General features: G+C 43.8%; 13 protein-coding genes. 2 read left to right on the top strand and 11 right to left on the bottom strand.

What is annotated here, in order from left to right; all coding sequences use genetic code 11:
* Positions 1-27: 27 nt before the first annotated feature.
* From atpH to HC026_RS05645, 10 genes are all read right to left on the bottom strand, one after another.
* Positions 28-570, bottom strand: a complete 543-nt coding sequence (gene atpH / locus HC026_RS05690) for an ATP synthase F1 subunit delta (protein WP_168925027.1) — start codon at positions 568-570, stop codon at positions 28-30.
* A gap of 1 nt (position 571) precedes the next feature.
* Complete coding sequence (gene atpF / locus HC026_RS05685; protein WP_098825986.1) at positions 572-1,075, bottom strand: F0F1 ATP synthase subunit B; 504 nt, start codon at positions 1,073-1,075, stop codon at positions 572-574.
* A gap of 50 nt (positions 1,076-1,125) precedes the next feature.
* On the bottom strand, positions 1,126-1,338 hold the full coding sequence (gene atpE, locus HC026_RS05680; protein WP_089088992.1) for a F0F1 ATP synthase subunit C: 213 nt from the start codon (positions 1,336-1,338) through the stop codon (positions 1,126-1,128).
* A gap of 92 nt (positions 1,339-1,430) precedes the next feature.
* Positions 1,431-2,150 (bottom strand): F0F1 ATP synthase subunit A, encoded by a 720-nt coding sequence (atpB, locus tag HC026_RS05675; protein ID WP_168925026.1) that lies wholly within the window; start codon positions 2,148-2,150, stop codon positions 1,431-1,433.
* Between the two features lie 266 nt (positions 2,151-2,416).
* Positions 2,417-3,046 carry a uracil phosphoribosyltransferase gene (gene upp, locus HC026_RS05670; RefSeq protein WP_168925025.1) on the bottom strand — a complete coding sequence of 210 codons (630 nt, stop codon included), beginning with the start codon at positions 3,044-3,046 and terminating at the stop codon, positions 2,417-2,419.
* A gap of 247 nt (positions 3,047-3,293) precedes the next feature.
* Positions 3,294-4,553, bottom strand: coding sequence for a serine hydroxymethyltransferase (gene glyA / locus HC026_RS05665; protein WP_168925024.1), 1,260 nt, complete (start codon positions 4,551-4,553; stop codon positions 3,294-3,296).
* A 160-nt stretch (positions 4,554-4,713) separates the two neighbouring features.
* On the bottom strand, positions 4,714-5,730 hold the full coding sequence (locus tag HC026_RS05660) for an L-threonylcarbamoyladenylate synthase (RefSeq protein WP_168925023.1): 1,017 nt from the start codon (positions 5,728-5,730) through the stop codon (positions 4,714-4,716).
* A 39-nt stretch (positions 5,731-5,769) separates the two neighbouring features.
* Positions 5,770-6,609, bottom strand: coding sequence for a peptide chain release factor N(5)-glutamine methyltransferase (prmC, locus tag HC026_RS05655; protein WP_168925022.1), 840 nt, complete (start codon positions 6,607-6,609; stop codon positions 5,770-5,772).
* Positions 6,602-7,681 carry a peptide chain release factor 1 gene (gene prfA / locus HC026_RS05650; protein ID WP_168925021.1) on the bottom strand — a complete coding sequence of 360 codons (1,080 nt, stop codon included), beginning with the start codon at positions 7,679-7,681 and terminating at the stop codon, positions 6,602-6,604. Before prfA ends, prmC begins: the two co-directional genes overlap by 8 nt.
* A gap of 10 nt (positions 7,682-7,691) precedes the next feature.
* Positions 7,692-8,279: a thymidine kinase gene (locus tag HC026_RS05645; protein ID WP_168925020.1), complete on the bottom strand. Its 588-nt coding sequence runs from the start codon at positions 8,277-8,279 to the stop codon at positions 7,692-7,694.
* A gap of 228 nt (positions 8,280-8,507) precedes the next feature.
* On the opposite strand from HC026_RS05645, the gene HC026_RS05640 reads away from it, so the two are divergent.
* Both HC026_RS05640 and HC026_RS05635 read left to right on the top strand, forming a co-directional pair.
* Positions 8,508-9,857 (top strand): Mur ligase family protein, encoded by a 1,350-nt coding sequence (locus HC026_RS05640; RefSeq protein ID WP_168925019.1) that lies wholly within the window; start codon positions 8,508-8,510, stop codon positions 9,855-9,857.
* A complete protein-coding gene (locus HC026_RS05635; RefSeq protein WP_168925018.1) occupies positions 9,854-10,558 on the top strand; it encodes a type 1 glutamine amidotransferase in 705 nt (234 codons plus the stop codon). The genes HC026_RS05640 and HC026_RS05635 overlap by 4 nt, the downstream gene beginning before the upstream one ends.
* Before the next feature lie 57 nt (positions 10,559-10,615).
* Here HC026_RS05635 and HC026_RS05630 read toward each other — a convergent pair whose 3' ends face one another.
* A complete protein-coding gene (locus tag HC026_RS05630; RefSeq protein WP_168925017.1) occupies positions 10,616-11,638 on the bottom strand; it encodes a serine hydrolase domain-containing protein in 1,023 nt (340 codons plus the stop codon).
* Between the last annotated feature and the right edge of the window lie 36 nt (positions 11,639-11,674).

The following is an 11,674-nucleotide window of genomic DNA, read 5'->3' as shown; positions in this document are numbered from 1 at the left end:
ATAGGTTTCACCCCTTTATAAAGATCTCTATACTAATAATGTTTGACGTAGACGATGAATCTTCGTCTTGATAGAACCATCAAGGATCGTTCCAGCAGAACGAATGATCACACCACCAATAATTGATGTATCAACTTTACTTGTTAAAACAACTTGTTTAGCGCCGACCCGCTTAGCATAACCTGATTTAATTGCATCAAGCTGTGCGTCATCTAGGGCGACCGCTGTAGTAACATCGGCATAAACCGTTTGGTTGTGCTCATCATATAAGTCTTCGAACTGATCAATGATTTCTACCATTGCGTCCATCCGACCGTAATCATAAACCATTTTAACCAAATTATGGATCGTACCATCAGTACTATCTAACAACGGCTTGACTAAGGCTTCTCGCTTAGCTAACGCTAAACTGCTATCCGTTAATGCACTGCCCAATTGTGGGTTGTCCCGGAAGACTTTACGAAGCTGTTTGAGGTCCGAATACGCAGCGTCCAATTGGTCGTTGTGGTCGAGCAACTCAAACAGCGCTTTTGAGTAGCGCTTGGCTACCGTTACCTTATCAAGACTCATGTTACTTCCCCAACCCTTCGATATAAGAATCAATCAATGCCTTTTGATCATCAGCGTTTAATTCTTTTTGAATGATCTTGGAAGCAATCTCAATAGATAGGTCAGCCACATCGTTACGGACGCTAGACAACGCGTCTTGACGCTCCTGTTCGATGTCTTTTTTAGCGTTGTCCTTCAATGCTTGTGCATCGGTTTGGGCTTGAGCTAAAATACCATCGCGTTGCTGTTGACCTTGCTTTTTAGCAGAATCAACAATTCCAGTAGCCTCTTGACGAGAGTTAGCAAGTGCGTCTTGACGTTGTTTTGCAAGTTTTGCTGCATCGTCACGCGACTTCTCAGCTGAATCAATATCGTTAGAGATCTTATCAGCACGATCCTGCATCATTTGATTGATAGGCTTCCAAGCAACAAGCTTGATCAACCACATCAAGATAATGAAACAAATCGCATAGAAGAGCATGTCTCCAATTGCAAGACTACTAGCTACGGCTAAATGTGAAAACATCTATTGACACCTCCTTCTGTTAAAAATTAAATTTAACGTGTTGTCAAACATTACTTGTTCATAACAAGCAAGGCCACAACGAAGGCAATGATAGGCATGGCTTCAACCAACCCAACACCAATGAACATGTTAGTCCGTAATTGACCAGATAATTCTGGTTGGCGTGACATACCTTCTAGCATCTTAGAAATAACGATACCATCACCGACACCACCACCGATGGCTGCACCGGCCATGGCAATACCTGCTGCAATAGCTCCCATAATCTGTAGTTCCTCCTTAAAATGATGTAGATATATTAGATAAATATTGTAAGTCGTTTACTCCTCAACTTCAAGCTTCAATCGACAGTGAATTATTCACCAATCTCAATCTTCTTAGAGATGTAAACAGATGAAAGTGTTACAAACACGTAAGCTTGAATGGCACCAAGGAATGCAGAGAAACCTTGCCATACCAATTCCAGTGGAACTGCCACGATCATCGTCGCAATCCCATGCGAGAAGGCAAGGTTGCCGATAATCTTCAGCAACATTTCACCAGAGAAAATCACACCGAAGATACGTAGACCTAACGTCAAGAAGTTCGTGAATTCCTCAAAGATACTAATTGGTAACCAAAAAACAAACGGTTGCAAGTAACCTGAGAAGTGTTTCTTCCAACCAAACTTCATTACACCGGCAAACTGAGCAATCATTAAGGTTGCTAGTGAGAATGTCATCGTAACGATTGGGTCAGAAGTTGGACTTCTAACAAAGTCCTTCCCACCAACAGCAATTTGTAAGAACAAACCAAGCTGGTTAGAAATGAACAGGAATAGGAACAAGGTGAACCCGTAAAGGCCGAATGCGCCCGCTTCATTTCCAGGGATAGAACCCTTCAAAATTCCGTTTGTAAAATCAATTAACCATTCAAGGATATTTTGTCCCTTACCTGGCTTCATCGTAATATGCCGCGAAAGGGCGAATACAAACAAAAAAACGAGTACAAACGCAATTAGCCCCGAATAAATATTAGCGGCGTTAAACGTAAGTCCCCCGAATTGAAAGGTTGCAACTGAAGATGGATCTCCCACAGAGTATCACCTCTTTTCAAACTAGGTTAAGCGCGAAGCTTCGAAAAGCCTCGCTCATTAACCAACAAGTCAAATTTCAAATCTTCGAACGTAGTACTTTAATGAAAAATCTTCATTACAAATACAAACAAAATAATACCACCGTTCATATGAAAATACAAAGCTATTCGAAAAATTATACGAATAAAAATAGCCGATTAATTTGAATTGTCTTATACTTATCCGACAAATTCATATTAATTGACTATTATTGTGTTTATATGAAATTACTTAGTGCCAAATAGCCGGTCCCCTGCATCACCCAAGCCAGGAACAATGTATCCATCTTTATTCAAGTGATCGTCTAAGGCAGCTGTATAGATATCAACATCTGGGTGTTTCGCACGGAGAGCCTTAACACCTTCTGGAGCTGCAACTAAGCAAACAAACTTGATGTTAGTTGCGCCGCGCTTTTTCAAGGCATCGATTGCCATGATGGCAGAACCACCAGTCGCAAGCATTGGATCAACAACGAAAATCTGTCGTTGATCAATATCAGCCGGCAGCTTCACAAAGTACTCGTGTGGCTCCAACGTCTTCTCATCACGATACATACCGATGTGGCCAATTTTAGCGGCGGGAATCAACTTCATGATACCGTCAACCATCCCGATTCCTGCTCGTAAAATGGGAACGATAGCAACCTTTTTACCAGCTAAGGTTTTAACGGTCGTTTTGGCGATTGGTGTTTCAATCTCAACGTCCTTTAATGGCATATCTCGAGCGACATCGTACGCCATCAGCATGGTGATTTCATCAACAACCTCACGAAAAACCTTCGTCCCGCAATTTTTGTCTCGAATAATTGTCAGCTTATGCTGAATCAGTGGATGATCCATAACCTGAAACTTGCCCATGTGTTTGACACTCCTTTGGTATTTCTTTCAATTGTACCATGCAATAGAAGGCATGAAGATAAAAATTTCAAAAGAGTATGAAGAAAATTGATGAAGTTATGTCTGCTCCATTGTGGGCAAGTTCTTGGCAACTAAACGATGCCTAGAGGTAACATCATCATGGTATTCTTCATGATAAAAAAGCAGCTCAATTATCGGCCATATTGTCGATGATTGAGCTACTGCAATAAGAAATTTAAATCGTTAATTAGCCAAACTTGATTGGGGCAATGTAATCGTCAATTGGATGAGCATCCGTCAAGGCTCGCACGTCTTTTCGAACTTGGGCAAGAACCCCTTCATCGTCATGATGTGCAATAGCTGTGACAATTAATTGAGCAACTTGTTTAGCATCCGCTTCCTTGAAACCTCTCGTGGTAATGGCAGGTGTGCCTAACCGAACGCCTGAAGTTTTAAACGGACTCAGTTTCTCGTTGGGAATTGCTTCTTTATTAGTGGTAATCATGACACTATCCAATAATTCCTGGGTTTGTTTACCGTTTAAATCAGTTTGACTAACGTCTAAAGTCATCAAATGGTTATCGGTCCCGCCAGAGACGACTCGCACCTTGTCTGCTTCATTAAAGACAGCAGCCATCGCCTGAGCATTCTTGATGATCTGAGCGGCGTAGTCCTTAAATTCCGGCTGCAGGTCTTCTAAGAAAGTGACTGCTTTACCTGCAATCACGTGCTCTAATGGACCGCCTTGCGTCCCCGGGAAAACAGCAGAGTTGATCTGCTTGGCATACTTCTCCTGTGATAGGATCAGACCGCCACGAGGACCACGCAATGTTTTATGAGTAGTCGTCGTCACAACATCAGCAATGCCCACTGGTGACGGGTGCAACCCAGTAGCGACCAGACCAGCGATGTGGGCCATGTCCACCATGAAATACGCGCCAACTTCATCGGCAATATCTCGAAAGGCCTGCCAATCAATAATACGGCTATATGCCGACGCGCCGGCAACAATCATCTTCGGCTTAACTTTCAGTGCCAAATCACGAATCATGTCGAAATCCAGCAATTCAGTGTCCGGATTCAGCCCATAGCTATAGGCTTCGTAAAGCTTACCGCTAAAGTTGACCTTGGCACCGTGTGTCAAATGGCCCCCGGCATCTAGGCCCATTCCCAAAATGGTATCCCCGGGCTTTAAAAAGGCAGCATACGTTGCCTGATTTGCCTGAGAGCCTGAATGTGGCTGAACGTTGGCATATTCCGCATGGAACAGATCTTTAGCTCGCTGGATTGCCAGGTTTTCAACGACATCAATAAATTCGTTACCGCCATAGTACCGTTTTGAAGGATAACCTTCCGAGTACTTATTAGTTAGTACGGAACCTTGGGCCGCACGAACTGCCGGGGAAACAATGTTTTCGGACGCAATTAACTCAATATTATGCTGTTGACGATCCTGTTCTTGACTAATAGCTTGCCATAACTTCGGGTCTTGTTCTTGGTAATTCAACACAATCAGCTCCTTGGCATTTAATATGCCTTAGTTTAACAAATTCGCCGACAAAAAGATAGGGTCTAGACCGCAGAACACAAACAAAAATAAGCGACCTGGTTCATTCCGTTCGTAAAAAGAACGCCAAATCGCTTATTATAGCGTCAATTATTTTAAATTATTTTGAAAAATGAACCCCACCAGCGGACTTATCCAACCGATTCATGTAGGCTGCTCCAAAGCCAGTATTGTCAAATCCCTCAGTGAAAATAACTTTCACTTCTGACTCCAAATCAAAGTGGCGCAGTCCTGCAAATAACAAGTGGGTGGCACTCTGGATATCTTCGCCTAAGGAATAGGTTTCAACGTTCGCAGGAACTGACAAGTTCTTTAGAACCCCATCCGTAGCCATCACACCAATGGCTTCATTTTGCGCACCAGCCCATGCCATTGCGGCGTCAAAATCAGTGATATGATCAACGATCTCAACCTGTGCGCTAGGTGCGTAATGCTTATACTTCATTCCTGGTGCTTTAGGTGTTTCATTGGCACCAACGTGGTGATGGTCAGCTTTAACGTCACCGATAACCTCTTCCAGCTCAGCGACGGTCACGGCGCCTGGGCGAAGAATAGTTGGTGTCTTCGTGGACATGTCAATAATCGTGGATTCGACTCCCACCTGAGTTGGCCCATCATCCACAATACCCGCAATTTTTCCGTTTAAATCATGAAAAACGTGTTTAGCTAACGTTGGACTCGGTTTCCCAGAGGTATTAGCAGATGGTCCCACAATTGGAATCCCAGCGGTAGCAATCAATTTCAAAGTCACTTCATTTTTAGGCATCCGAAACGCCGCAGTGTCTAAGCCACCCGTAACAGTCTTGGATAACGTCCCGGGTCGAAGAGGCAGCACAATGGTGAGTGAGCCCGGCCAAAAGGTCGCCATTAACCGCTTAACCTGTTCAGACAGTGGTTGAGCATACTGCTCTACCATCTCAGTGGAAGAAACTGTCACAATCAACGGATTGTCACTAGGACGCCCCTTAGCGGCGTACACGTTACTGGCAGCCTTCTCATTGGTTGCATCAGCTCCCAGTCCGTAAACCGTTTCAGTTGGAAATGCCACTAGTTCACCTTGTTTCAATAGTTTCGCTGCGGCTTCCACTTCATTTGGTTTAAAAATTTTAGTTTCCATATTATTGCTCCTATCCTTCTTAAAGAATGATGCACCTGCTTAAAACCGAATCTGAACCATACGATCATGTCCACTCATATCTTGACGCATTGTTATAGCGGCATTGGGAAAACGCTGTTGGAAGATTTGACGAACTGCTTTCCCCTGCCGAAACCCAATTTCGAGATACAGCTGGTTCGTGGTAACCAGCCCCTGCTCGAGCTGGTCTGCGAGCCGTTCGTAAATTGCCAGTCCGTCATGATCAGCAAACAGGGCAAGCGTTGGTTCACTAGCTAACACGTCTGCGTCCATTTCACTTTCTTCAGCATGTGAAATATAGGGCGGATTGCTCACGATCACATCAAATTGAGATCCAGCGACCGGTTCCAGCAAGTCACCTTGAACTGTGGTGACCGAGACGTTCAACTGTGCCGCATTTTCTTCGGCGACTGCTAAGGCCGCCGCGGACAAATCAGTGAGTGTCACTTGCCAGTTGGGTCGCTGCTTCTTCAGGGTAATTCCAATTGCCCCACTGCCAGTGCCAACGTCCAAGACTGACAACTGTGATTGCGGCTCATCTGTCAAAACCCATTCAACCAATTCTTCAGTTTCTTGTCGGGGAATCAAAACACTCTGATTAACTGCAAACCGTTCTCCATAAAATTCGGCAGTTCCAACAATATACTGCGGTGGCATGCCGTTGACATATTGGTTGATTGCATCAACATACTGGCTATCCAGGTCAGCAGGTATTGGCTGGCGATATTTAATCAGTAAATGAGTCTGGTCTAAATGGCTTAGCTCTTGCAACAGAAAAGTCGCCGCAGATTCGTCTAAGTGGTTTTTCTGAACAAACAAAGAAGCCCATTTTAGGGCTTCATAGTATGTGCGATTACTCATTAAGCTGCTCCATCTTTTGAGTTTGATCATACAGGATCAAAGCATCAATGATATCATCTAAATCGCCATTCATAATCTTATCCAATTTATTCAAGGTCAAGCCAATTCGGTGATCGGTAACCCGGTTTTGAGGGTAGTTATAGGTTCTGATTCGTTCTGAACGGTCCCCAGTCCCAACGGCTGACTTCCGTTTTTCATCATAAGCACTCTCTTCTTGCTCGTGATAGTAGTTATAAACCCGAGCCCGCAAAATTTTCATGGCCTTAGCACGGTTTTGTTGCTGTGAACGTTCATCCTGCATAGCAACGACAATACCGGTTGGTAAGTGGGTCATTCGAACCGCTGAACTGGTTTTGTTGATGTGTTGGCCACCAGCACCAGAAGAACGGTAAACATCGGTCCGGATATCTTTGGGGTCGATATCAATATCCACGTCTTCTGCTTCAGGCATAACACCAACGGTTGCCGTAGAAGTATGCAAACGGCCAGCTGATTCGGTAACGGGTACCCGTTGAACTCGGTGGGCGCCACTCTCATACTTCAGCTTAGAATAAACTTTATCACCACTGATCAGCATAACAATTTCTTTAAATCCGCCGACTTCAGTTTCGTTTTTATCGACAACTTCAACCTGCCAGCCCTGCTTTTCAGCATAGCGAGAATACATATCAAAGAGGTCAGCAGCAAACAAACTGGCTTCGTCGCCACCAGCAGCACCGTGAATTTCCATCACGATGTTCTTGTCATCGTTTGGATCTTTTGGTAACAGTAAAATTCGGATTTGGTCTTCCAATTTTTCTTTTTGGCCTTCTAAATCCTTGAGCTCATCTTTAACCATGCTGCTCATATCATCGTCTAGCTTTTCACGAAGCATCTCGTTATCTTCATCAATTTGGCTAGTAACTTGTTGGTACTTTCGGTAAGCTTCAACCGTCTCGCGAAGGTCAGCTTCTTCCTTAGATAATTCCATAAAGCGCCGGGTATCAGCAATCACTTCAGGATCACTGATGAGTTCGTTGAGTTCATCGTAACGATCCACCAGTGCTTGTAATCTATCAAACATTTGGTCCATTTTAACTCTCCTATTCTTCGCCTAGCATGTCCATCGGTGGATTGTAATAGTGCCTTCTGCAGACGGGGTAATATGATTCGTTGCCGCCGATTTGGATCTGTTCGCCTTCGTATACTGGTTGGTTATCGTGAAAGCGCAAGTTCATCGTTGCTTTCTTTGCGCAGAACCAACAAATCGTCTTCATTTCCTCGAGTTTATCAGCGTAAAGCAAGAGGTATTTTGAACCTTCAAACAGCTCATTGCGAAAATCATTTTTCAATCCGAACGCCATCACTGGAATTTTAAGTTCATCCACGATTTTAGCCAGTTCAAAGACGTGAGCCTTCGTCAAAAATTGAGCTTCATCAATCAAAACACAGTTTGCCTTGGGGTTGATGTTTTCAACCATCTTAAAAACATCGTCATCATGAAAAATTGGCACTGCCTTGCGTTTTAAGCCGATCCGGCTGGAAACTAGACCAACGCCATCACGACTGTCCGTACCACTTGTCATAATAATGACGGATTTATTCTGTTCCTCGTAATTATGTGCAACCTTCAAAATTTCAATCGTTTTACCGCTATTCATTGCCCCATACTTAAAAAATAACTGTGCCAATAGTCTCAGTCTCCACTCTTCACAAATTTCTCATCTATTATAGCGGATTTAGCGTTAAAATTCACCCTCTGCTCGTCGATAATCCAGAGTGAAATCGTTTTTTTGATTAAATCAGCACTGGTTCACCGTATATTTACCAGAAACATGGTAAAATATATGCTTGATGAAATCGAAAAAATGGGTTCCTGTTGTAACATTCACGTTATAACAGGACAAGGAGCGAAAACAATGACTTTACGAAGTACCGTAGCGACCTTCGCCGGCAGATCTTCTTACTGGTTTCTGCACACGTTCATGAAAGGTGGCAGTTCACTGCCTGGCAAGATCACGACTAAAATCGACCCGGAGATTCTCAAACATCTGGGGCAGAACTATGACGTCATCGTTATTACTGGAACCAACGGTAAAACTTTGACGACTGCCCTCACTGTGCGGGTCCTAAACCAAAAATACAGCCATATTCTCACTAATCCGACTGGTTCTAATATGGAACAAGGTATTGTCACCACGTTTTTACGTGCACCAAAAGTCAAGGGTGCCCGGCCAATTGCGGTTTTAGAAGTTGACGAAGCCAACGTGATCAAAGTCACCAAGTACATTAAACCCAAAGCCTTCGTCTTCACCAACATCTTCCGGGATCAAATGGATCGCTATGGTGAAATCTACACGACTTACCAAAAGATTATTGATGGTGTGGCGTTGGCACCTGAAGCAACGATCATCGCTAACGGTGATGCACCAATTTTTCACTCTAAGAACTTGCCTAATCCCATTATTTATTATGGCTTCAAGGAGCAAGACGAAAAAGATATCAAGGCAAAACCGAATACTGACGGTGTGCTGTGCCCTAATTGCCAACACATTCTACATTACCGCTACCTGACGTACAGCAACCTCGGCAAATACTTCTGTCCGAATTGCGGCTATTCACGACCAGAATTAAAATTCGCCGTGACAAAAGTCACCGATTTAACGCCGACCAGTTCTGAGTTTGAAGTTGATGGTAACGCAATGAAAATTGAAATTGGCGGGCTCTACAATATTTATAATGCCTTAGCTGCATACGCTGTTGGCCGCTTCTTAGGTGTAACACCAGAACAGATTGATACCGCATTTAGTGAAGACAAAAAAGTCTTTGGGCGTCAAGAAGTGATTGATTTGGACGGTAAGCAGGTCACTTTGATCTTGGTTAAAAATCCCGTTGGTCTCAATCAAGTATTGGACATGATTGCCACTGACAAAAAACCATTTTCGTTTGTGGGTCTACTCAACGCTAATTACGCTGATGGTATCGACACCAGTTGGATCTGGGACGGTAACTTTGAAAAATTACCAAATTTAAACATTCCAGCTTACATCACTGGTGGTGAACGCTACAAGGATATCACCTTCCGTTTGAAAGTTGCTGGCGTGCCGGATGATAAGCATCAAGTGGTCCCAGAGCTTAAAAATGTTGTCGAAAAGATTAAGACTTTACCAACCGAACATGTTTATGTTTTGGCAACCTACACTGCTGTGTTACAATTGCGTAAATTGTTAGCCGACCAGGGCTATATCAAGGAGGGGATGGGAGCATGACCTACGAACTAAATGTCGCTCACCTATATGGTGACTTGATGAACACTTACGGTGATGTTGGCAATATTTTGGCACTGAACTACTACGCTAAACAGATGAACGTCAAGTTGAACGCGGAAGTTGTCAGCTTGGATCAAGATTTTGATGCAAATAAATTCGACCTTGCCTTTTTTGGTGGCGGTCAAGACTTTGAACAAGTGATTGTTTCTAAGGACATTCAGACCAAGAAACAAGCGTTGACCGACTTCATCGAAGATGGTGGTCCGGTGCTTGCTATCTGTGGTGGCTTTCAACTATTAGGCCACTACTATGTTGATGCCAAGGGTGAAAAAATTCCGGGCATTGGTGCTCTTGACCACTACACCCTTTCTCAAGATAACCATCGCTTTATTGGTGATATCGTCATTAAAAATGAAGAAACTGGCGAAACTTATCACGGGTTTGAAAACCATCAGGGCCGAACCTTCTTAGGAGAGAACGAACGCCCCCTTGGTAACGTCATTGAGGGTAAAGGCAATAACGGTGAAGATGGTACTGAAGGTGCCATTTATAAAAACGTCTTTTGTTCCTACTTCCATGGGCCAATTTTGACTCGCAACGGCAATCTCGCCAAGCGATTACTTGTGGCCGCCCTCAAGCGAAGCTATCCCGAAGCTGACTTATCTCAGCAAGAAGCACTGCCAGTTGCAGCTACTTTTTAACTTGAATTAAGCAAAAAGCATCATGATATCAGCCAATTGTGCTGATTCATGATGCTTTTATTTTATACGTGCCACACTACTCTTTTCACCTAAGTACGTATTAATTATGGCGTTGCGACGTGCCAAAAATGGCTCATTGGGTGCTTTAGGATGCACGCGGTTGGACAGAAACACCATCCCTTGATGTGTCTGCAAATCCATTATCAAAAATGTCCCGGTAAAACCACTATGCCAAATACAACGATGAGGCACTGGTAACTTAGCCTGCAAAAGTGCCCAGCCAAACGATCGCCACTGTTCGTGCAATGGTGTTTGGTCAGCTAATAATGCACGCTTTTCAGGTTGCGCAACTGGCAAATTTTCACGCGATAACATCGTCTGTTCAAAAGTCACTAAATCATTTAACGTACTAAAAAGTCCGGCTGAACCGCAGCTGGATTTCAGCACGAATGCTTTCGGATCGTGGACGACACCACGAATCAGGCCACGAATCGGCGATACTTCAGTTGGCACACATTGGGTTGGGTCAGCTGGTTGAAAAGTACTGTCCTTCATGCCTAGCGGGATCAAGACCTTCTTCGTGATTAATGTCTGAATAGGCTCACCCAGAATTTTTTCAGCAATCCACCCAAGGAAGATAAAGTTGACGTCTGAATACACCATTTTTCGTTCAAAATTTTCACCAACGTGCATCCCTAAGAGTGCCTGATGCAATTCGCTGGCAGTCAACTTGTCACGATGTGGAATGTAACCAACAATCCCTGAGGTATGCGTCAATAAGTGTCGAATCGTCACCCGCGTATCTTGCCAATTTGGCAGATAATCCTGCACCCTGTCCGTCAGTGATAGCTTCCCTGCATCAACTAATTGTAGGATGACGTTGAGTGTGCCAACCACTTTTGTCAAAGACGCCACATCGTACAGTTGGTTTGCCTTTAATGGCTCATACCCAGGAACTAACGCTTCTGCACCATAAAGACCGGTTCTAACCTGCTCATCATCAATAAAAGCATAACTCACACCAGGAACTGTGCCGTCGTTAACCAAGTCCTTGATTGCCTCAATCGTTTTCTCGTACATCTGGATTAAGACCCCTTTACTACTTTTCCTCTAGAA

The sequence above is a fragment of the Secundilactobacillus angelensis genome, assembly GCF_012641075.1.
GTDB lineage: Bacteria > Bacillota > Bacilli > Lactobacillales > Lactobacillaceae > Secundilactobacillus > Secundilactobacillus angelensis.
Note: the sequence above shows the minus strand (reverse complement) of the source record. Positions and strands in the feature narration are given on the sequence as shown.

Excerpts from the sequence above, each read along its gene's own strand:
- atpH (WP_168925027.1), bottom strand. The coding sequence starts at position 570 with ATGAGTCTTGATAAGGTAACGGTAGCCAAGCGCTACTCAAAAGCGCTG.
- atpF (WP_098825986.1), bottom strand. The coding sequence starts at position 1,075 with ATGTTTTCACATTTAGCCGTAGCTAGTAGTCTTGCAATTGGAGACATG.
- atpE (WP_089088992.1), bottom strand. The coding sequence starts at position 1,338 with ATGGGAGCTATTGCAGCAGGTATTGCCATGGCCGGTGCAGCCATCGGT.
- upp (WP_168925025.1), bottom strand. The coding sequence starts at position 3,046 with ATGGGCAAGTTTCAGGTTATGGATCATCCACTGATTCAGCATAAGCTG.
- HC026_RS05660 (WP_168925023.1), bottom strand. The coding sequence starts at position 5,730 with ATGGAAACTAAAATTTTTAAACCAAATGAAGTGGAAGCCGCAGCGAAA.
- prmC (WP_168925022.1), bottom strand. The coding sequence starts at position 6,609 with ATGAGTAATCGCACATACTATGAAGCCCTAAAATGGGCTTCTTTGTTT.
- prfA (WP_168925021.1), bottom strand. The coding sequence starts at position 7,681 with ATGGACCAAATGTTTGATAGATTACAAGCACTGGTGGATCGTTACGAT.
- HC026_RS05640 (WP_168925019.1), top strand. The coding sequence starts at position 8,508 with ATGACTTTACGAAGTACCGTAGCGACCTTCGCCGGCAGATCTTCTTAC.
- HC026_RS05635 (WP_168925018.1), top strand. The coding sequence starts at position 9,854 with ATGACCTACGAACTAAATGTCGCTCACCTATATGGTGACTTGATGAAC.
- HC026_RS05630 (WP_168925017.1), bottom strand. The coding sequence starts at position 11,638 with ATGTACGAGAAAACGATTGAGGCAATCAAGGACTTGGTTAACGACGGC.